At 69.2% G+C, this 19742-nt stretch carries 19 protein-coding genes and 1 tRNA gene; 6 read left to right on the top strand and 14 right to left on the bottom strand.

What is annotated here, in order from left to right:
• Positions 1–11 precede the first annotated feature (11 nt).
• From QSU92_RS00890 to QSU92_RS00920, 7 genes are all read right to left on the bottom strand, one after another.
• Positions 12–3248 (bottom strand): lamin tail domain-containing protein, encoded by a 3237-nt coding sequence (locus tag QSU92_RS00890; RefSeq protein WP_289264244.1) that lies wholly within the window; start codon positions 3246–3248, stop codon positions 12–14.
• Positions 3249–3322: 74 nt separating this feature from the next.
• Positions 3323–4351, bottom strand: coding sequence for a ketol-acid reductoisomerase (gene ilvC, locus QSU92_RS00895; RefSeq protein ID WP_289264246.1), 1029 nt, complete (start codon positions 4349–4351; stop codon positions 3323–3325).
• A gap of 78 nt (positions 4352–4429) precedes the next feature.
• The gene (ilvN, locus tag QSU92_RS00900) at positions 4430–4939 is read right to left on the bottom strand and encodes an acetolactate synthase small subunit (protein WP_289264248.1); all 510 of its coding nucleotides are present in this window, start codon (positions 4937–4939) and stop codon (positions 4430–4432) included.
• A 1-nt stretch (position 4940) separates the two neighbouring features.
• Positions 4941–6749: an acetolactate synthase large subunit gene (locus tag QSU92_RS00905; protein ID WP_289264250.1), complete on the bottom strand. Its 1809-nt coding sequence runs from the start codon at positions 6747–6749 to the stop codon at positions 4941–4943.
• A gap of 46 nt (positions 6750–6795) precedes the next feature.
• Positions 6796–8514, bottom strand: coding sequence for a dihydroxy-acid dehydratase (gene ilvD, locus QSU92_RS00910; protein ID WP_289264252.1), 1719 nt, complete (start codon positions 8512–8514; stop codon positions 6796–6798).
• 9 nt (positions 8515–8523) lie between these two features.
• A complete protein-coding gene (gene otsB / locus QSU92_RS00915; protein ID WP_289264254.1) occupies positions 8524–9324 on the bottom strand; it encodes a trehalose-phosphatase in 801 nt (266 codons plus the stop codon).
• Positions 9321–10730 (bottom strand): alpha,alpha-trehalose-phosphate synthase (UDP-forming), encoded by a 1410-nt coding sequence (locus tag QSU92_RS00920; protein ID WP_289264256.1) that lies wholly within the window; start codon positions 10728–10730, stop codon positions 9321–9323. The genes otsB and QSU92_RS00920 overlap by 4 nt, the downstream gene beginning before the upstream one ends.
• A gap of 126 nt (positions 10731–10856) precedes the next feature.
• Between QSU92_RS00920 and QSU92_RS00925 the strand changes: the two genes are divergently transcribed.
• Positions 10857–11117: a hypothetical protein gene (locus QSU92_RS00925; RefSeq protein WP_289264258.1), complete on the top strand. Its 261-nt coding sequence runs from the start codon at positions 10857–10859 to the stop codon at positions 11115–11117.
• A gap of 27 nt (positions 11118–11144) precedes the next feature.
• Here QSU92_RS00925 and QSU92_RS00930 read toward each other — a convergent pair whose 3' ends face one another.
• Genes QSU92_RS00930 through QSU92_RS00940 form a run of 3 tightly spaced genes read right to left on the bottom strand, consistent with a single transcriptional unit; the run spans position 11145 to position 13766 of the window.
• Positions 11145–12329 carry an acetyl-CoA C-acetyltransferase gene (locus QSU92_RS00930; protein WP_289264261.1) on the bottom strand — a complete coding sequence of 395 codons (1185 nt, stop codon included), beginning with the start codon at positions 12327–12329 and terminating at the stop codon, positions 11145–11147.
• On the bottom strand, positions 12326–12979 hold the full coding sequence (locus QSU92_RS00935) for a CoA transferase subunit B (RefSeq protein ID WP_289264263.1): 654 nt from the start codon (positions 12977–12979) through the stop codon (positions 12326–12328). Before QSU92_RS00935 ends, QSU92_RS00930 begins: the two co-directional genes overlap by 4 nt.
• A 1-nt stretch (position 12980) precedes the next feature.
• Positions 12981–13766 carry a CoA transferase subunit A gene (locus QSU92_RS00940; RefSeq protein ID WP_289264265.1) on the bottom strand — a complete coding sequence of 262 codons (786 nt, stop codon included), beginning with the start codon at positions 13764–13766 and terminating at the stop codon, positions 12981–12983.
• 169 nt (positions 13767–13935) lie between these two features.
• Here QSU92_RS00940 and QSU92_RS00945 point away from each other — a divergent pair, with 169 nt between their 5' ends.
• Positions 13936–14667: an IclR family transcriptional regulator gene (locus tag QSU92_RS00945; protein ID WP_422880450.1), complete on the top strand. Its 732-nt coding sequence runs from the start codon at positions 13936–13938 to the stop codon at positions 14665–14667.
• Between the two features lie 43 nt (positions 14668–14710).
• Positions 14711–15337, top strand: a complete 627-nt coding sequence (gene aroQ / locus QSU92_RS00950) for a gamma subclass chorismate mutase AroQ (RefSeq protein ID WP_289264269.1) — start codon at positions 14711–14713, stop codon at positions 15335–15337.
• A 14-nt stretch (positions 15338–15351) separates the two neighbouring features.
• On the opposite strand, the gene QSU92_RS00955 is transcribed toward aroQ, so the two are convergent.
• The 3 genes from QSU92_RS00955 to QSU92_RS00965 all read right to left on the bottom strand — a co-directional run bounded on the left by QSU92_RS00955 (position 15352) and on the right by QSU92_RS00965 (position 17181).
• Positions 15352–16245 carry an alpha/beta hydrolase gene (locus tag QSU92_RS00955; RefSeq protein ID WP_289264272.1) on the bottom strand — a complete coding sequence of 298 codons (894 nt, stop codon included), beginning with the start codon at positions 16243–16245 and terminating at the stop codon, positions 15352–15354.
• Entirely contained in the window at positions 16242–16994 is a 753-nt protein-coding gene (locus QSU92_RS00960) for a 3-hydroxybutyrate dehydrogenase (protein WP_289264273.1), read from the bottom strand. The genes QSU92_RS00955 and QSU92_RS00960 overlap by 4 nt, the downstream gene beginning before the upstream one ends.
• 111 nt (positions 16995–17105) lie before the next feature.
• Positions 17106–17181 (bottom strand) — tRNA-Lys (locus QSU92_RS00965).
• Between the two features lie 104 nt (positions 17182–17285).
• Here QSU92_RS00965 and QSU92_RS00970 point away from each other — a divergent pair.
• From QSU92_RS00970 to QSU92_RS00980, 3 genes are read left to right on the top strand one after another with little or no spacing between them, the layout of a single operon-like run.
• Positions 17286–18131 (top strand): inositol monophosphatase family protein, encoded by an 846-nt coding sequence (locus tag QSU92_RS00970; protein WP_289264275.1) that lies wholly within the window; start codon positions 17286–17288, stop codon positions 18129–18131.
• On the top strand, positions 18128–18703 hold the full coding sequence (locus tag QSU92_RS00975; RefSeq protein ID WP_289264277.1) for a hypothetical protein: 576 nt from the start codon (positions 18128–18130) through the stop codon (positions 18701–18703). Before QSU92_RS00970 ends, QSU92_RS00975 begins: the two co-directional genes overlap by 4 nt.
• Before the next feature lie 29 nt (positions 18704–18732).
• A complete protein-coding gene (locus QSU92_RS00980; protein ID WP_289264279.1) occupies positions 18733–19452 on the top strand; it encodes an acetolactate decarboxylase in 720 nt (239 codons plus the stop codon).
• Here the strand turns inward: QSU92_RS00980 and QSU92_RS00985 are convergent.
• The gene (locus QSU92_RS00985) at positions 19443–19724 is read right to left on the bottom strand and encodes a hypothetical protein (RefSeq protein WP_289264281.1); all 282 of its coding nucleotides are present in this window, start codon (positions 19722–19724) and stop codon (positions 19443–19445) included. The genes QSU92_RS00980 and QSU92_RS00985 overlap by 10 nt on opposite strands.
• Positions 19725–19742 lie beyond the last annotated feature (18 nt).

The following is a 19742-nucleotide window of genomic DNA, read 5'->3' on the forward strand; positions in this document are numbered from 1 at the left end:
CCGCCCCGCGGTCACCCGATGGTGATCGCCTCGGTCTCGACGGCTTTGGCGTACTGCAGCGAGAGCCCGACCGCGAACTCGTCATCCGCCTCCGTGTAGCGGTTCTGCAGGCCTCGGTCGATCACGTTCCAGGGGCGTTCGTTGGAATGGATGCCGTCCGCGCCGTTGTCGGGGACGAACTGGGTGTAGTCGAACGGATGACTTGCCGAGGCGTCCAACGGAACGGAGAACGTGTCCACCGCGAGCGTTCCTCCGGCCAGATCGAATTGCAGCAGACGCTGGAAGCCGGTCGCCCGTTCGCCGGTGGGCGTGCGGAACTCCTGGTAGTCGGCCACGGCCTCCATCACCGTGTGGCCGGGTATGCCCCCGGCATCCTCGGTGATGATGGCGCCGACGCCGTGGAAGTGTCCTGACAGGACGAGCACCACGTTGCGGTGAGGGGCGATCACCCTGTCCCACAGCAGGTCGGCGTGCGACAGCCACCGCGACGAGTTCGACCGGGTGGCGGGGCCGCCGTGCCCCTTCGGGGTGACGTGCTCGTGCGTGGCGACCACGATGTTGGCGTCGGGGTGAGCGCCGACCACTTCCTCCGCCCAGGGGACGTCGTCTCCGCCGTAGCCGTAGGGCAGGCTCAGCACGACGAACGGGGCGCCGCCTGCCTCGAAGGCCGACCAGCTCGCCCGGTTGTCGCCCGGCTCGATCGAGCCGCCGTACCACGGGGTGTCGGCGTACCGGTCGGGGCCGAAGTAGTCGTTGAAGAGGACGTTGGTCAGTCCCCGCTTGTTGTCGTGATTGCCGGGCAGCACGCTGTTGGCGACCTGCGCGTCGAGAGCACCCTGCAGCTGAGAGGCCACCTCGAACTCGTGTCGAGCCCGCGCCTCGCGCTGATCGGGATCGATCCAGCTCTGGATCAGGTCGCCGGTGTGGACCGCGAACTCGATCTTGCGCGGCTCGGCGTTGCGGATGATCCAGTCGATCTCGGCCGCGTACACCTCGGGATAGCTTTCGGACAGGTATTGCGTGTCGGTGATGTGAGCGAGCGCAAGATCGTAATCGCCCGGGTCGGCGATGCCGGCTGCGTCATGAACCACTGCCTGACCCGGGACCACCTGGATGAGGATCTGCGCCAGTCCGTCGGACACCTCGGCGGGCTCCACCATGCCGCTGAGGACCACCGACTCCGCCGCCGTCCGATCCGCGGCCGTTCGGGTGCCTGCCGCCTCGTCGAGCAAGCGCCACGAGCGCTCGCCCGGTTGCCAAACCGACAGCGCGACACCGCTGCGGCCCACCGTGCGTCCACCCCAGGTGACTTCTCCCCCCATCACCGGGAGCGCCAGGCCCAGTCGCAGATACGGGAAGCCGTACCCGTCGTCTCGGCTCGCGAGCGAGGAGGAATCGGCGATCGGCGCCTCTCGGGCGGTCGAGAGCGTCCGAAGCGGCGCGGACGATGACCCCGCGAAGGCCCAGCGGACATCGGCGGGTGCACCGACGCCGGACGGCGCGCGGCGCGCGGTCGCCCGTTCCTCCTCGAGCGGAGTGGTGACGGTCACGGCCTGGATCCGGTCGCGGGCGGCACGGATGAGCGCCGCGGGTTCGAGCACCGGAAGACGGTCGATGACGCCGGGCGTCGCGCCCGCGACGACGAAATCGCTCACATCGCTGCCGGTGAACCCCGCGCGCCGATACGTCTCGCCGCGGAGGCGGTCGGGAGCGAAGGTCGCGAGGGCGAGCCCGTTCGTACAGGGACTCGCGCGCTCCACGCTTTCGTCCATCTCGTTGCGGTGGTAGATCCCGACGCTGTCGATACGGTGCCCGAGGTCATCCTGTACCCAGACGCCCGCTCCCTGCAGCGCGAACGGGTCGTCGAAGGTCGCCTCTGCGGCCACCGCCGTTCCGGCGAGGGCGGCGAGCCAGGTCTCCCCGGGTGCGAGTGTGGTACCCGAGGGCACGGTGGCGAGGTCATCGAAGGCGCGGAAGCCGTCCGCCGTGCAGGCGATGATCGTCCATCCGGAGATGTCCTGCGGCGTGTCGGCGTAGTTCCCCAGTTCCACGAAAGCATGGCGATCGCCGCCCGGCACCGGCAGCTCGGGGTCGGTCGCGACCTCGCTGATGGCGACGGGCGGCGATGTGCGTGCGGCCGGGCGGTCAGTGAGCCGGCGATCCACGGTCGCGTTCGGCAGGCCCGGCGTCCGGGTCGCGACCACCCACCCGTCGCGTGTCTTCTGCCAGCTCTGGCCGGAGCGGTAGTCGACGATCCCGTCGAGGCGCTCGACGCCGCTTTGGCACCCCGTGTCGTGCTGGGCCGAGACGGTGACGCCGTCCACGCGTCGACCGTCCGCCGTCACCAGGAGCGCTCCCGACAAAAGGTCGGCCAGCGACGTCCGCGTTCGGATGTCGGGGGCGCCGGTGTAATCCGGACCGCCGACCAGGAGCCTCTCCCCCGGTTCGAGGACCCGGGGAGACTCGAAGGCATGCTGGAGGGTGTCGTCGGACGCCACGCCGAGCGCCGTGCAGCGGTAGAGCCGCCACCCGGTGACGTCGACCGGAATCCGCCCCGCGTTGTGCAGTTCGATCAGATCGTCACCGTGTCCCGCCGGTCCGGCCGCGGTGATCTCGCTGATCTCGATCGAAGGCGGGCGACGGAGGTCGGCATCCGAGGGCGGCACTCCCGGGGTCGAGGTGCCGCGAACCCACGTGCCGTCCACGGAGCGCTGCCAGCTCTCGTCGAGGGCCCAGGCGAGCGCCACCGGCACGTCGGCCTCGCCGCACTCGCTGACGGCGGCGCTGTCCTCTCCCGACGGATACGCGGCGACCGCGTCGGCGACCTCGGCGTCGGGGGCGACCAGGATCAGCCCGAACCCGCGGGTCGACATCATCTGCGAGAACACGGCGTCGGCGGGCCCAGCGAGGTCCCCGGACATCTGGGCCACCACCAGCCGGTCATCCGACGCCAAGGTCACCTGGTCGAGTGGGGTCTCGGGGTTCGACGGTTTCGCGCGGAGTCCGTCCTCATCGCAGCGGAACACCGACCACCCGCGCAAGGACACCGCATCGTCGGAGGCGTTGTGCAGTTCGAAGAATGCGCCGCTGGGACCCGACCTTCCACCGTTCGCTATCTCGCTGATGATGACGTCGCCCGGCGAGGCGGCACGGACGCCGGCGCCGGTGGCCGCGCTCGGGGCGGCACTGGAGACGAGGAAGACGGAGACCAGCAGCAGGGCGGCCACCACGGGCACGAGCTTCCGCACCAGACCACGGTGGCGGGCCGCGGTGAACGCGGCCCGCCACGGACGGGATGGTCAGGTGAACGGGAGGGGGCGGCTCAGCGCGCCGCGGACCCTTCCGTGTAGTCGGAGTCGGTCTGCTTCCACGCGAAGAGCGAGCGCAGTCCCCGGCCGACCTCTTCGATCGGGTGCTGGGCGGCCTTCTCGCGAAGGGCGAGGAACTCCTGGCCGCCGTTGTCCTGGTCGTCGATGAATCGCTTCGCGAAGGCACCGGACTGGATGTCGGCGAGCACGCCCTGCATGTTCTCCTTCACGTGCGGGTCGATCACGCGGGGCCCCGAGACGTAGTCGCCGTACTCTGCGGTGTCCGACACCGACCAGCGCTGCTTGGCGATGCCGCCCTCCCACATCAGGTCGACGATCAGCTTCAGCTCGTGCAACACCTCGAAGTAGGCGATCTCGGGCTGGTAGCCCGCCTCGGTGAGGGTCTCGAAGCCGTACTGGATGAGCTGGGACACCCCGCCGCAGAGCACAGCCTGCTCGCCGAAGAGGTCGGTCTCGGTCTCCTCGGTGAAGGTGGTCTTGATCACACCGGCGCGGGTGCCGCCGATCGCCTTGGCATAGGACTTCGCCACGTCCCACGCCTGCCCGGTAGCGTCGTTCTCGACGGCGATGATGTCGGGGATGCCACGACCGGCGACGAACTCGCGCCGCACCGTGTGGCCGGGTGCCTTCGGCGCCACGAGGATCACGTCGACACCGTCGGGTGCCTGGATGTAGCCGAAGCGGATGTTGAAGCCGTGGGCGAAGGCGAGCGTCTTTCCGGGGGTCAGCTTGTCCTTGATGTGGTCGGTGAAGATTCCGCGCTGATGCTGGTCGGGCGCGAGGATCATGATCAGATCGGCCCACTCCGCGGCGTCCGCGACGTTCTTGACCTCGAAGCCCTCCTCCTGGGCCTTCTCGGTCGACTTCGACCCGTCCTTCAGCGCGATGACGACCTCGACGCCCGAGTCGCGGAGGTTCAGCGCGTGGGCGTGCCCCTGCGAGCCGTAGCCGACGATCGCGACCTTCTTGCCCTGGATGAGCGAGAGGTCGGCGTCGTCGTCGTAGAAGATCTCAGCTGTCATGGATGTTTCTCCTTGTCATGGTCGTTTCGTCTCGCTTCGCTCGCTCAACGACCGGTGCGAGGAAGCCGGAAGTGAAGATCAGCCGCGCAGGACGCGCTCGGTGATGCTCTTGCCGCCTCGGCCGATGGCGAGGAGCCCCGACTGCGCGAGCTCCTTGATGCCGAACGGCTCGACCGCGCGCAGGAACGCCTCGATCTTGCCCTTGTCGCCGGTGATCTCGACCACCACGGCGTCGGGGGCGTAGTCGACCACCGAGGCGCGGAAGAGGTTCACGACCTCGAGCACGTTGGAACGGTTGGCGTTGTCGGCGCGGACCTTGACGAGCATGTGCTCCCGCTGGACCGATGCCGTGGCATCCAATTCGACGATCTTGATGACGTTCACCAGCTTGTTCAGCTGCTTCGTGACCTGCTCCAAGGGAAGCTCGTCGACGTCGACCACGACGGTGATGCGGGAGAGGCCGGGAACCTCGGTGACGCCCACCGCGAGCGACTCGATGTTGAAGCCGCGACGGGCGAACAGGCCCGCGACGCGGGTGAGGAGACCGGGCTTGTCCTCCACGAGGAGGCTCAACACGTGGCTCGGCATCTCACATCTCCCGCTCGAAGGCCGGCGAGTGGTCGCGGGCGTACTGGATGTAGCTGTTGCTCACGCCCTGCGGCACCATCGGCCACACCATCGCGTCGGCGCTCACGACGAAGTCGATGACGACCGGGCGGTCGTTGGTCTCCAGCGCCGTCCGGATGGCGGCGTCGACGTCCTCAGCCCGCTCCACGCGGATCGCGAGGCATCCGTAAGCCTCGGCGAGCTTGACGAAATCGGGGATGCGGATCGTGTCGTGCCCGGTGTTCAGGTCTGTGTGCGAGTAGCGGCCGTCGTAGAACAGGGTCTGCCACTGGCGGACCATGCCGAGGGACGAGTTGTTGATGATCGCGACCTTGATCGGGATCTTGTTGATGGCGCAGGTGGCGAGCTCCTGATTGGTCATCTGGAAGCATCCGTCACCGTCGATCGCCCAGACGACCCGGTCGGGCTCGGCGACCTTCGCACCCATCGCCGCCGGCACCGAGTAGCCCATCGTGCCCGCCCCGCCGGAATTCAGCCAGGCGTTGGGACGCTCGTACTTGATGAATTGGGCCGCCCACATCTGGTGCTGACCCACGCCCGCGGCGTAGACGCCCTCGGGACCGGTCAGCTCGCCGATGCGCTGGATGACGTACTGGGGGGCGAGGAGCCCATCCGTCGTCGGAGCGTAGCCGAGGGGGAATTCGTCGCGCAGTCCGTCCAGGAACGACCACCACTGGGCTATGTCGGGCTCCGCGGCCGCACTCGCCGACCGGAAGGCCGCCTCGAGATCGGGCAGCACCTCCTTCAGGTCGCCCACGATCGGCACATCGGCGGCTCGGATCTTGCCGATCTCGGCGGGGTCGATGTCGACGTGCACCACCTGGGCATCGGGCGCGAAGAGCGCCGCCTTGCCGGTGACGCGGTCGTCGAAGCGCGAACCGAGGGCGATGAGGAGGTCGGACTCCTGCAGGGCCAGCACCGCGGGCACCGTCCCGTGCATGCCCGGCATGCCGAGGTGCTGTGGGTGGGAGTCGGGGAAGGCGCCCCGGGCCATGAGCGTCGTCACGACCGGCGCTCCGGTCGCCTCGGCCAGCGAGCGCAGCTCTTCCGCGGCACGGGCGCGGATCACGCCGCCGCCGACGTAGAGCACGGGCTTCTTGGCCTGCGAGATCAGCTGTGCGGCGGCCTGGATCTGCTTTCCGTGAGCACGGGTGACCGGTCGGTAGCCCGGGAGGTCGATCTTCGGCGGCCACTGGAACGGAGCTTCTGCCTGCTGGGCGTCCTTGGTGATGTCGACCAGCACCGGACCCGGCCGACCCGTCGCGGCGATCTCGAACGCGGCGGCGATGGCGCCCGGGATGTCCTCGGCGCGTTTGACCAGGAACGAGTGCTTCGTGATCGGCATCGTGATCCCCACGATGTCGGCCTCCTGGAACGCGTCGGTTCCCATCAGGTTGGAGAAGACCTGCCCGGTGATGGCGACCACGGGCACCGAGTCCATGTAGGCGTCGGCGATGGCGGTGACGAGGTTCGTCGCGCCGGGTCCCGACGTCGCGATCGCGACACCGACCCGTCCGGATGCCGAGGCGTAGCCCTCGGCCGCGTGGCCGGCGCCCTGCTCGTGGCGGACGAGGATGTGACGGATCTCGGAGGTGTCCATCAGCGGGTCGTAGACGGGGAGGATGGCGCCTCCCGGAAGACCGAAGACGTCGGTGACGCCGAGCAGTTCGAGCGAGCGGACGACCGCCTGCGCGCCCGTGAGCACGGGCGCGGAGGGTGCCGCGGTGCGAGCGGGAGGCCGGGGAATGGCCGTGGCGGATTCGGCGGGCATGCTGAGGATCCTCACAGATGGGATGGAACGGATGCGGGAAGCGGGCCTAACCGGTGACCGCGCCCTCCGCTGCGGAGCGCACGAGTCGCGAGTACTTGGCCAGAACGCCACGGGTATAGCGCGGGGGAAGGGGCTCCCAGCCCTCACGGCGGGAGCTCAGCTCTGCGTCATCGACGAGTAGGTCGAGAGTGCGAGCCGCGATATCGACCCGTATCAGATCACCATCGCGCACGAAGGCGATGGGACCTGCGTCCACCGCTTCGGGTGCTATGTGGCCGATGCACAGGCCGGTTGTGCCGCCGGAGAATCGACCGTCCGTCAAGAGTAGTACATCTTTTCCGAGGCCTGCCCCCTTGATGGCGGCGGTGATCGCGAGCATCTCGCGCATTCCCGGGCCACCCTTCGGGCCCTCGTAGCGGATGACGACGACGTCGCCGGCGGAGATCCGTCCGGCCTCGAGAGCGTCCATCGCAGCGCGCTCGCGTTCGAAGACCCGCGCCGGCCCCTCGAAGACGGCGGCGTCGAAGCCGGCGGTCTTGACGACGGCGCCCTGCGGGGCGAAGGAGCCGTGGAGGATCGTGATGCCGCCCGTGGCGTGGATCGGGTCGTCGAAGCGATGGATGACGTCGCCGTCGACCGGGTCGGGATCGAGGTCGCGAAGGTTCTCAGCGAGGGTCTTCCCGGTGACGGTCAGGGCATCGCCGTGGAGCAGCCCCTCCTCGAGCATCGCCTTCATCACGACGGGGATGCCGCCGTGACGATCGACGTCGTTCATCACGTACTTGCCGAACGGCTTCATGTCCGCCACGTGCGGGACCTTGTCGCCGATGCGGTTGAAGTCGTGGAGACTCAACTCGATCTCAGCCTCGTTGGCGATGGCGAGGAGGTGGAGCACGACGTTCGTGGATCCGCCGAGCGCCATCGCGAGGGCGATCGCGTTCTCGAAGGCCTCCTTGGTGAGGATGTCGCGCGTGGTGATGCCCTGCTGCAGAAGGTTCACCACGGCCTCACCCGAACGGCGCGCGAAGTAATCGCGACGACGGTCGGCCGACGGCGGCGCGGCCGAGCCCGGCAGGCTGAGCCCCAAGGCCTCGGCCACCGAGGCCATCGTGTTGGCGGTGTACATGCCGCCGCAGGCACCTTCTCCCGGGGCGAATGCGCACTCGATGCGCTTGAGGTCGGCCTCCGACATCCGTCCCGCCAGGCACGCGCCCACGCCCTCGAAGGAGTCGATGATCGTGATCTCCTTCTCGGTGCCGTCCGAGAGCTTGACCCACCCGGGCGCGATCGAGCCGGCGTACAGGAAGACGCTGGAGAGGTCGAGACGCGCGGAGGCCATCAGCATCCCGGGGATCGACTTGTCGCATCCGGCGAGGAGCACCGAGCCGTCGAGGCGCTCGGCCATCATGACCGTTTCAACCGAGTCGGCGATCACCTCGCGTGAGACCAGAGAGAAGTGCATGCCCTCGTGGCCCATCGAGATGCCGTCGGACACGGAGATGGTTCCGAACTGCAACGGGTATCCCCCGCCGGCGTGGACGCCTTCCTTCGCGCCCTGCGCGAGCCGGTCGAGACTGAGGTTGCACGGGGTGATCTCGTTCCAGCTCGACGCGATGCCGATCTGGGGCTTGTCCCAGTCCTCGTCGCCCATTCCCACGCCGCGAAGCATGCCGCGCGACGTGGTGGCCTCGATCCCGTCTGTGACGACGCGACTGCGTGGCTTGATGTCGACGGCGGAGGGATCGGGGATGTCGGAGCGCACCATGCTCGCAGTCTATTCCCGTCCCGCGACCCGCCGTTCCGCGAGGCCGCGCAGGAGGCGGGCGAGCGCTGGGATGTCGGGCACGCTGATCGTCGCGGCGGTCTCGCCGGCGCCGACGTGGACGCCCAGATCGCCCTCGCCGAGGCTGCGCAGTGCGTCCTCGTCGGTGACGTCATCGCCTGCGAACAGCACCGCGGTCGCCCCGGTCCGCTCGCGAAGCGCCGCGACGGCGGTGTCCTTCCCCTCATGCCGGAAGGCGTACTCGACGATGTTGTGGCCCGTGCGACGGCGCCAGTGGGGAGCCTCGTGGACGACCATGCCGTCGATGGTGTCGCGCGCGCGGTCGGCGTCGCCGGGTGTCGCGAGTCTGCTGTGCACGGCGAAGCCGAAGGTCTTCGGCTCGACCCACACGCCGTCGAGGTCGGCGGTGATCCCCTCGGCCTCGGCGCGGAGCCGGTCGCGGAGCTCTTTGTCGCCGGCGTCGTCGGGGGTTGCCGCCGCACCGCCGCCCGGGCTCCAGAACTCGGCGCCGTGAGAACCGGCGAGAAGGATCGGCGAGTCGTCCTCGTGCTCGCCGATGACCCGCAGATCGTGCAGGCTCCGGCCCGAAACGAACGCGACGATGGTCTCGGGGGCGGCGGTCAGCGCCAGAACAGCCTCGCGGGCGTCATCCGTCATCCGCGCGTCCATCGGTTCATCCAGCAGGGGCGCCAGTGTGCCGTCGAAGTCGAGCGCGACGAGGAGACGCGGCGTGGCCGCGAGGCGGTCGATCTCCTCGCCTGCCCGGGAGGTGTCGGCGTGCGATGCGCTCATCGTGCCGCCCGCCGGCGCGAGACGTCGGTGAGGGCATCGAGGAACTCACGGGACCAATCCTCGACGTCGTGCTCGAGCACCCGTTTGCGCAGTGCCCGCATGCGCCGGCCCTGGTCGGCCCCGGGCATCTCGATCGCGCGGACGATGGCGTCCTTCAGCCCGTCGATGTCGTGCGGATTGATGCGGATGGCACTGCCGAGCTCGTCGGCCGCGCCGGCGAATTCGCTGAGCACGAGCACACCGCGGTTGTCGACGCGACTGGCGACGTACTCCTTGGCCACGAGGTTCATCCCGTCGCGGAGGGCGGTCACGAGCATCACGTCGGACGCCAGATACAGCGCCACCATCTCCTCGCGTGGAAAGGACTGATGAAGGTAGCGGATCGCGGTGTGGTCCATGGTGTCGTGATCGCCGTTGATGCGACCCACGGTCAGTTCGATCTCGTCGCGCAGCTGAACGTAGGCCTCCACCCGCTCGCGGCTGGGGCTGGCGACCTGGACGAGCGTCACGTCCTCGACGCTCACCCTTCCGTCCTCGAGCAGCTCGCCGAACGCCTTCAGCCGGTGACGGATGCCTTTGGTGTAGTCGAGCCTGTCGACACCGAGCAGGATCTTCTTGGGATTTCCCAGGCTCGCGCGGATCTCGGCGGCCCGGGCCTGGATCTCGGGCCGCCGGGCCATCTCGATGTACGACTCCGCGTCGATCGAGATGGGGAAGGCGCGTGCCAGCGCGAGCCGCTCCCCGCCGTCTTGAAGCGGGACCGTGATCCCCGTGGCTTTCGTGTCGAAACGCAGCTGACGCCGCACCGCGCGGGCGAAGTTGCCGGCATCCTGCACACGCTGGAAGCCGATGACGTCGGCGCCGAGGAGTCCCTCGAGCACCTGTCGCCGCCACGGGAGCTGGGCGAACAGGCCGTATGCGGGGAACGGAATGTGGTGGAAGTACCCGATCGTCAGGTCGGGGCGCTTCTGCCGGAGCAGCTGCGGCACGAGCTGCAGCTGATAGTCCTGCACCCACACCGTGGCGTTCTCGGCGGCGACCTCGGCCGCCGCGTCGGCGAAGCGCTCGTTCACGGAGACGTAGGCATCCCACCACACGCGCCGGTACCGGGGAGCGGAGATGACGTCGTGATAGAGCGGCCAGATCGTATCGTTCGAGAAGCCCTCGTAGTAGTTCTCCACCTCGTCGGCGTCCAGGCGCACCGGGTGGAGGTGGGTGCCGTCGAAGTCGAACGGCTCGATGTCGAGGCCGGGCTTGCCCGCCCATCCGACCCAGGCGCCGCGGGTGCGGCGCATCACGGGTTCCAGGGCGGTCACGAGGCCCCCCGGGGACTGCCGCCACCCGCCATCGGCGTCCCGATCGACCGGGAGCCTGTTCGCGACGACGACCAGCGGGGCTTCAGACACACGGACTCCTCACGAGGCGGACGGCTTGTCACCAGGCTATCGGTCGGTCTCGTGAGGCGCCGTCGGAGCGGGCCGGGGTTGTGTCAAGGCCCGGGTTGTGGCAGGTGGTCGCGATAGCGTGGAGGCATGCGCTCCTACCTGTTCGGTTCCGGCATCATCAGCGCCATCACCGGCGGCCTCGCGCTCCTGCGCGGGCTGCGCAGCGGTGAAGCCTTCACGTGGCGCATGGCCCTCGCGTGGGTCAGCTGGGGCATCAGCCTCGCGCTTGCGATCGGAGCGATCATCGATACGCGGCGGGCGGCGCGCGGGAAGAACATCGACCTCGACTCCCCGGTGAGCGGGCGCGAGGACAAGCTCATGAAGAAGCGCGCACGCCGCGGACGGTGACCCCGGCACGCCGGGGGGGCCCAGATCTCAGCGCGTGAGGATCAGGGCATCTCCCTGACCACCGCCACCGCACAGCCCGACGGCGGCGGTCCCGCTCCCCCGGCGGACCAGCTCGTGCACCGCATGGACGACCAGCCGGTTGCCTGAAGCGCCGATCGGGTGACCGATGGCGATGCCACCGCCGTGCGGGTTGACGACCTCATCGTCCAGGCCCAGCTCCTGCTGCGACCGCGCCACGACAGCGCCGAAGGCCTCGTTGATCTCGACCAGGTCGAGATCAACCGGCTCGATCCCCTGCCTGTCGCACGCCTGCGCGATCGCGCGCGACGGCTGAGAGTGCAGCGAGTTGTCGGGCCCGGCAACCTGTCCTGCGGCGCCGACCACCGCCAGCACCGGCCATGCGTTCTCATCCGCGTGCGAGCGTGAGGTGAGGATGACCGCGGAGGCGCCGTCGGAGATCTGTGAGGAGTTGCCGGCGGTGATCGTGCCGTCTTTCGCGAAAGCGGGGCGGAGGGCGGCAAGGGTCTCGACGGTGGTGTCGGGCCGGATCCCCTCGTCCGCCGACACCACGACGGGCGCGCCTCTGCGCTGCGGCACCTCGACGGGCACGATCTCCGCGTCGAAGATCCCCGCGCGCTGGGCCGCGGCCGCGCGCTGATGCGACCGCGCCGCGACGGCATCCTGAATCTCGCGGGTGATCCCGAGCGCACCGTTGTGGCGCTCGGTGGAGGCGCCCATGCTCTCCGCGTCGTACGCGTCCGTCAGGCCGTCGAAGGCCATGTGATCGAGAACCTCGACCGACCCGTACGCGTACCCGTCGCGGGAATTCATCAGCAGGTGCGGCGCACGCGTCATCGACTCCATCCCCGCGGCGACCACGACGCGCGCATCGCCCAGGCGGATCATGCGGGCCGCATCGATGACAGCCGTCAGGCCCGACAGGCAGACCTTGTTGACGCTTCCCGCATGGACCTGCCAGGGGATCCCCGCTCCGATCGCCGCCTGCCGGGCCGGATTCTGGCCCGCCCCTGCGGCGAGCACCTGGCCGACGAGGACCGCGTCGACGGCGTCGGCGGCGACCCCTGACCGCGCGAGCGCGCCGGCGATCGCCGCGCTCCCGAGCTGCACCGCGGTAAGTGGGGAGAGCTGACCCTTCAGCCGTCCCTGGGCCGTACGTGCTGCAGCGACGATGACGACATCATCGTGGTTCATGCGTGCTCCTCGAGGTTCTTCGAAACGATGAGCGGGGGCTCGGTCTGGGACCGCACCTCATCCACGCTCACACCCGGGGCCAGCTCGGCCAGAACGAGGCCCTCGGAGGTGACATCGATGACCGCGAGATCGGTGATGATGCGATCCACGACTCCGCGCCCGGTCAACGGCAGCGTGCACTCGAGCACGATCTTGGGCGAACCGTCCTTGGCCACGTGCTCCATGAGGACGATGACCTTCGCGGCGCCGTGGACCAGGTCCATGGCGCCACCCGGGCCCTTCACCATCTTGCCGGGAATCATCCAATTCGCCAGGTCACCGTGGCGCGAGACCTGCATCGCCCCCAGGATCGCGGCGTCGATCTTGCCGCCGCGGATCATGCCGAAACTGGTCGCTGAATCGAAGAATGCCGACCCGGGAAGGACCGTGACCGTCTCTTTGCCGGCGTTGATCAGATCGGGGTCGACATCCGCATCGGGCGGATAGGGTCCGACACCCAGGATCCCGTTCTCGGACTGCAGGACGACCTTCACTCCCGCCGGGAGGTGGTTCGGCACGAGGGTCGGCAGACCTATGCCGAGGTTGACGTATGCGCCGTCGCGCAGCTCTTGCGCCGCACGCGCCGCCATCTGGATCCTGGTCAGTGCCATGTCAGCGCCCTTCCCGCTCGTCGGATGCCGCGACCGTGCGCTTCTCGATACGCTTCTCGATCCCGGTGCCGACCTCGATGATGCGATGGACGAAGATTCCGGGAAGATGGATCTGGTCGGGATCGAGCTCCCCCGGCTCGACGAGTTCTTCGACCTGGGCGATGCAGACCCTGCCGGCCATGGCGGCGAGAGGGTTGAAGTTGCGCGCGGCCTTGTTGAACACGAGATTGCCTGCACGATCCCCCTTCCGCGCGTGCACCAGGGCGAAGTCGGTGACGATGGCCTCCTCCAGCACGAACTCGCGAGGAGAGCCGTGCACGTCGAAGACCCTGACATCCTTCGGGGGCGAAGCCACCGCGATCGAGCCGTCCGGGTGGTATCGGCGGGGCAGACCCCCCTCGGCCACCTGAGTCCCCACACCGGTCTGCGTGAAGAAGGCCGCGATGCCCGAGCCGCCCGCCCGCAGCTTCTCGGCGAGCGTCCCCTGCGGGGTGAGTTCGAGCTCGAGCTCCCCGGAGAGGAACTGACGCTCGAACTCCTTGTTCTCCCCCACGTACGACGAAGTCATCTTGCGGATGCGGCGGGCCTGGAGCAGCACACCGAGACCCCAGTCGTCGACACCGCAGTTGTTGCTCACGACGCTCAGATCCGTCGTCCCCTGCGCGAGGATCGCTTCGATGAGGGCGATGGGGTTGCCGGAGAGGCCGAACCCGCCGACCGCGAGGCTCGCACCGTCGGGGACGTCGGCTACGGCAGCGGCTGCCGAAGCGAAGGTCTTATCGATCACGCGCACTCCCCGGGGTTCGTCGGTCTGCTCCTTCCATCCTCGCCGCGAGAAGATCGCAGGACCACCCGGTGCTTGCGATGTGGATGATCCGGCGCGTACCGTCCACATCATGGACAGCGCCGAACGCCAGAGCGTTCCCGGTACGCAGGCGATCGGGCGCGCGGCCCGCCTGCTGCGGATCGTCACCGCCGCCGGGGGCGAGGGGGCCTCGATGAGAGACCTCGCCGCGCACGCCGGCCTGACCCGGCCGACCGCGCATCGCATCCTCCAGGCGCTGCGGCACGAGGGACTGGTGGACTTCGACGAGCGCCTCGGCAGATGGCTTCCCGGTCCAGAGCTCTACCTGATGGGAACGGTGGCGGCCGCTCGGTACGACATCACCGATCTCGCGAGGGACATTGTGCGCTCCCTGGCTGTCCGGACCGAGGAGAGTGCCTTCCTGTCCGTGCGACGCGGGGACGAGACGGTGTGTCTGCTCCGCGAGGAGGGGAGCTTCCCCATCCGTTCCTTCGTGCTGTCCGAGGGGGTGCGCTTCCCTCTGGGAGTCGCATCGGCGGGCCTGGCCATCCTGTCGTTCCTTCCCAGCCACGATGTGGACGCCTACCTCGATCGCCATCCGGATCTCGCCGATCGGTGGGGGGCGTCCCACGCACCAGCGCGGCTTCGCACCCGCATCCGCGAGACGCAGGAGCGCGGCTATGCCGTCAACCCGGGACTCATCGTCGAAGGGAGCTGGGGACTCGGCGCCGCCGTCTTCGCCCGCGACGGTCATCCGCAGTGGGCGCTGAGCCTGACCGGCGTGCAGTTCCGCTTCTCGCCCGACCGGCTCGCCGATCTCGGCAAGACCCTCCTCGCCCACGCCCACCAACTCACCGCGCGCATCGCCGCGACCGGGCGATGAGCCGACCACCCCGAGAGCATCCCTCGCGCCCTACCCTGTGCTCATGCCCTCCTCCCCTGTCGGCGCCCCGTGGCGCCGGTCCCTCGCTCTGGTCTGCGTCATCGCGGTGCTGTGGTGCGCCGGCTGCGCATCGCGGACACCCGAGGCCGCGATCAGCACGACGGCGTCGCCCGTCACAGACGAGGTCATCGCAGCCGAACTGCGAGAGGTCCTCTCTCTGATCTCAGAGCGACTCGCCACCGCACCGGCGGTGGCAGCCGCGAAGGAAGTCGGCGGCCAGCTCGTCACGGACAGGGATCGAGAGCAGAGCGTTCTCGAGGCTGCGCAGACGGAGGCCGAACGGCAGGACGTCGATACGTCCTGGGTCCGCGAGGTGTTCGCCGATCAGATCACGGCGAATAAGGACGTCCAGTTCGCGCTTCTCGACGACTGGCGCGTCGGGGTATCCCCCGCCCCGACCCAGGGACCCGACCTCGCCGCCGAGGTGCGACCGATCCTCGATCGCCTCACACCCGCACTCATCGGCGCCCTCGCCGGGCTCGAACCGTATCGAGACGCACCCGGGTGCGCTTCCGTGCTCGCCGAGGTTCGGGACGAACTCGACGGGCAGCTGGAGCCGGCCGTCGAGACCGCCCTCGTCCGCGCGACGGAGAACCTCTGCGTGGCGTGATCGGCGCCTGCCCGTCACGGGGCCTGCAGGGCGCCGACGACCTCGTCGGCCACGACGGCACCACCCTCGGGGGTCAGCAGGATCGAATAGTGGTTGAAGCCCGCGACACGCCGGTGGGAGATAGCGGGTCGTGCGAGGAGGAGCGCCGAGAGATGGTCGGGCGGGTAGAGCCCCGGTTCCTCGTCTCGGAGGCCGCGTGGAACGGTGAGAAGCCGGGTCGGGTGACGCAGCGCGTCCAGGGCGGCGCGCAGGGCCGACCCGGTGGTGAGATCGACGGTGTCGTCGATCGTGACGGCTTCGCTGGTCGACGGTCGTAGTGCGCCGTCTTCCGCCGCGACGAGGTCGTACCGAAAGTAATCCTCGAGCTCGGGCGTCCACGGAGATGAGAAGGCCGGGTGCTCCCGCCAGAAGCGAAGGTAATCGGCCTCATCGGCGAACTTCATGCGAAGACGCGTGGCCGTCGGTCCGAGGATCGCGGCGACCGTCTCCTCCGGCGAGAGCCCTTCCGGTGCACGCAGGGGCAGGCCGCCGTCGACCAGGAGCAGACGATCGAGAAGATCCGGATGCCGGTGGGCGAGCACCACCGACACGAAGCCGCCCATCGAATGGCCGACGACGACGGGCGCCGTCCCGAGGGTCTCGGAGACCACGAGGGCGAGGTCATCGGCGTGACGGGCCATGCCGGCGGGACGGTCCGCCGTGCTGCGGCCTCGGCCGCGCAGGTCGGGTGCGACCACCCGGATCCCGGGCAGCCTGTCGACGGTGTGCGCCCACACGCGGTGGGACGAGGTCACACCGTGAACGGCGAGGATCTCTCCGCGCACGGGTCCGGAAGGTTCCCACACCCCGATTCGGAGAGCGCCCCCTGGAACGGCGACGTCGCGCGCGAGGTAGCGATGCGCGTTCATCGCGCGGTCCAGCCGCCGTCCATCATGTAGGAGGCCCCCGTGACCATGCCCGCGCTGTCGCCGACCAGCCACCCCACGAGGGAGGCGACCTCCTCGGGCTCGATGAGGCGCTTGACCGCCGTCTCGGTGAGCATGATCTTCTCGACCACCTCGTCTTCGCCGATGCCGTGCAGGCGAGCCTGGTCGGCGATCTGCCGCTCGACCAAGGGCGTTCGAACGTAGGCGGGACTGACGCAGTTGCTCGTCACGCCGGAGCGGGCGCCCTCGAGCGCCGTGACCTTCGACAGGCCCTCGAGTCCGTGCTTGGCCGTGACGTAGGCCGACTTGAATGCGCTCGCTCGCAGACCGTGGACGCTGGAGATGTTGACGATGCGTCCCCATCCTCGCCGGGACATGCCGGGCAGTGCCGCCCGGATGAGCAGGAACGGACACTCGACCATGAGCCGCTGGATGTGCCGGAAGTCCTCCGGCAGAAAATCGACGATCGGGTTGACCCGCTGCATCCCGACGTTGTTGACCAGGATGTCGACGTCCAGCCGGACGTCCTCCAGAGCGGCGGTGTCGGCCAGATCGACCACCCATGGCTCGGCTCCCAGCTCCTCGGCCACCGCCTCGGTCTGGTAGACGTGGTGATCGGCGACGATGACGTGTGCACCGCGGCGACGCAACTCCTTCACGCAGGCCAGCCCGATGCCGCTTGCGCCGCCGGTGACGACGGCGCGCTTTCCGTGCAGGTCGCTGTCTGTCATCCCGGCTCCTTCGCTCGCCGGCGCCGGCTCGAACGGCACCCGACCTCAGCGTAGGACGTCGACGGGGAGGTACACACGAAACGCCCCGGCGTACCGGGGCGTTCGGTGAGGTGGTGCGCCCCCAGGGACTTGAACCCTGAACCCACTGATTAAGAGTCAGTTGCTCTGCCGATTGAGCTAGAGGCGCGAAGCCGGCCGCGACGATGACGACCCGCGAACCGAGGGTCAACATTACCATCACGATGTCGACACGGTGAAATCGGGCCCCGTCCGCCGCATATCCTTGGTCGTGTGACCCTGCCGCCTGCGGATAGCGTTTTCGAGACCCCTCACGACGGGGACCTGACCGAGGATCTGGCCCTCGCCCTGCGCTTGGCCGACGTCGCCGATGCGGTGTCGATGGCCCGGTTCGACGCCGCCGATCTCGACGTGCGCACCAAGGCGGACGCCAGTGAAGTCACCGAAGCCGACCTCGCCACCGAGGAGGCGATCCGCAGGGTCCTCGCGGCCGAGCGGCCGGGGGACGACGTGTTCGGCGAAGAGTTCGGCTCCTCGGGCGCGGGCGCTCGACGCTGGGTGATCGACCCCATCGACGGCACGGCGAACTACCTACGGGGCATTCCGATGTGGTCGACGCTCATCGCTCTGACGGTCGACGGCGTGCCGCGCGTCGGCGTCGTCAGCCAGCCTGCGATCGCTCGCCGCTGGTGGGGGGCGAGCGGCCTCGGCGCCTGGACGCACGCAGCTGACGGCAGCCCTCGACGCCTCGCGGTGTCAGCCGTGGACTCCCTCGCCGAAGCCAGCGTGAGCTTCCAGAGCATCGGCCAGTGGCGGGAGGCCGGCCAGCTGGGTGCCCTCGAGAGGCTGACGGCATCGGTCTGGCGTGATCGGGGCTACGGCGACGCCTGGCCGTACATGCTCCTGGCGGAGGGACGCGTGGAGTTCGTCGCCGAGTTCGGCGTGAAGGAGTACGACGTCGCAGCGCTCGTGCCCATCATCCACGAGGCCGGCGGACGGTTCACCGATTTCGCCGGCACGCAGACGCTGACCACCGGATCATCGCTGGCCACCAACGGTCGGCTCCACCAGACCTTCCTCGACCTGCTCCACTCCCCCACCCCGGAGACCGATCGATGACCTCTGCCCTTCGGCGCCTCTTCGTCGGCGGCGCGTTCGCCGTCGCGCTGCTCGCTCTCACCGCCTGCGCGGGAGAGACCGCCGATGCCGAGCCCTCCGGGGCCCCGTCGCCGGCGGCTTCCTCTCCCGTAGCCGAGCCCTCGGCGGCGCCCACGGAGGAACCTGCGGCCGCTGCCGACCCGACCTGCGAGACGATCATCCCGGAGACTACGGTCGCCGACTACGACAGCGTCGGCTGGAGCGCCCAGGCCTCACCGTTCACCATCACCGGCGAGGAGGTCCCGGGGGGCATCGAATGCGTGTGGGCGAACTTCGACGGGCCTGCCAGCGACCAGCTCCACATCTACGGCTGGGCCCCGATCGATGAGGCGACCGCAGACGAGGCGCGCGAGCGCCTCGAGGCGGAGGGATGGACGGTCGAGGCCGATCCGGCGGGTGTGTACGTCACCGAGCCGGCTGAGACGGCCGTCGCCACCGACGAGAACGGATACGGCATCACCTATTTCTTCGAAGCGGGAACGGTGAAGATCGCCGACACCAAGCAGAGCATCCTCCTCATCGAATGGGGATGAGCGGTCCCGGTCCTATCTCCGCGGGCGCCGTGACCCAGTTCGCGGTGCTCGACGCTCTTCTGGCGGGCGCGTACGAGTCGGGGATGCCGGTGGAGGAGGCGCTCCAGCACGGCGACTTCGGCATCGGATGCTGCGATCGCCTGGGAGGCGAGGTCGTCATCGTGGACGGGACGGCGTACGCGTGCACGGTCGACGGGCCACCCCACCGCATGACCGGCGCCGACATCCTCCCCTTCGCCGACGTCTGCCACGAGCCGTCCGTGATTCCCGTGTCCACGGGTGCCGCGGACCTCGCGGCCCTCACGTCACTCGTCGAGGCCACGACGGTCAGCCGCAATCTGTTCCACTCCGTCCGCGTCGAGGGCGTCTTCCGAACCATCCGCGTCCGGGCGACGCGGCGCGAGCACTTCCCGCTCCGCCCGCTCGCGCAGGTTGCGGACGAGCAGGTCGAAACCGTGCTGACGGAGGTGGAGGGGACTCTCGTGGGGTTCTGGGCGCCGTCGATCTATCAGGGCATCGCCGTTGCGGGACTGCACGTCCACTTCCTCGCTGCCGATCGCCACGCCGGCGGCCACGTCCTGGATCTCACGCTTCGGCGGGGCGCCCTCTCCGTCGGCGCCTTCGCCCGATTCGACCTCGTTCTGCCCACCGACACCGGATTCCTCGCATCCGAGCTCACTCACGACGACGACCACCGGATCGTCGCGGTCGAGGGCGGCGCCCAGCGCCCGGCCGACCGTCAGCGGTAGGGATTTTCGGGGCGGGACTGGTCATCCTCGTCCGAGGCGGCGGTCTGGCCTGCGGCGAAGCCGCGATCCCAGGCGTCGCCCCGCTCCTCGAGATCGCGCGAGAGGGCGTCGAGCCTCAGTACCCGCTGCGCGAAGCGCACCCACTCCCCCCACGTCGCCTCGCACGCCTCCGCCTCAGCGCGCGTCGTCGTCAAACGCCAACGCTCCGGTGCGTCGGCCGGTGCGAACTGCAGCGGGCCGACACGGGTGGGCTCTCTGCGGGGATCGGGCACGGTTTCCTCCTCGTCCGG

The organism is Microbacterium sp. ET2 (assembly GCF_030347395.1).
GTDB classification, from domain to species: domain Bacteria; phylum Actinomycetota; class Actinomycetes; order Actinomycetales; family Microbacteriaceae; genus Microbacterium; species Microbacterium albipurpureum.

What these genes read in the sequence shown, in the direction of transcription:
- otsB (WP_289264254.1), bottom strand. Translation starts at nt 9,324, where the DNA reads ATGAGCGCATCGCACGCCGACACCTCCCGGGCAGGCGAGGAGATCGAC.
- QSU92_RS00905 (WP_289264250.1), bottom strand. Translation starts at nt 6,749, where the DNA reads ATGCCCGCCGAATCCGCCACGGCCATTCCCCGGCCTCCCGCTCGCACC.
- QSU92_RS00960 (WP_289264273.1), bottom strand. Translation starts at nt 16,994, where the DNA reads ATGACAGACAGCGACCTGCACGGAAAGCGCGCCGTCGTCACCGGCGGC.
- QSU92_RS00930 (WP_289264261.1), bottom strand. Translation starts at nt 12,329, where the DNA reads ATGAACCACGATGATGTCGTCATCGTCGCTGCAGCACGTACGGCCCAG.
- ilvD (WP_289264252.1), bottom strand. Translation starts at nt 8,514, where the DNA reads ATGGTGCGCTCCGACATCCCCGATCCCTCCGCCGTCGACATCAAGCCA.
- QSU92_RS00975 (WP_289264277.1), top strand. Translation starts at nt 18,128, where the DNA reads ATGACCTCTGCCCTTCGGCGCCTCTTCGTCGGCGGCGCGTTCGCCGTC.
- ilvC (WP_289264246.1), bottom strand. Translation starts at nt 4,351, where the DNA reads ATGACAGCTGAGATCTTCTACGACGACGACGCCGACCTCTCGCTCATC.
- QSU92_RS00925 (WP_289264258.1), top strand. Translation starts at nt 10,857, where the DNA reads ATGCGCTCCTACCTGTTCGGTTCCGGCATCATCAGCGCCATCACCGGC.
- ilvN (WP_289264248.1), bottom strand. Translation starts at nt 4,939, where the DNA reads ATGCCGAGCCACGTGTTGAGCCTCCTCGTGGAGGACAAGCCCGGTCTC.
- QSU92_RS00955 (WP_289264272.1), bottom strand. Translation starts at nt 16,245, where the DNA reads ATGAACGCGCATCGCTACCTCGCGCGCGACGTCGCCGTTCCAGGGGGC.
- QSU92_RS00935 (WP_289264263.1), bottom strand. Translation starts at nt 12,979, where the DNA reads ATGGCACTGACCAGGATCCAGATGGCGGCGCGTGCGGCGCAAGAGCTG.
- aroQ (WP_289264269.1), top strand. Translation starts at nt 14,711, where the DNA reads ATGCCCTCCTCCCCTGTCGGCGCCCCGTGGCGCCGGTCCCTCGCTCTG.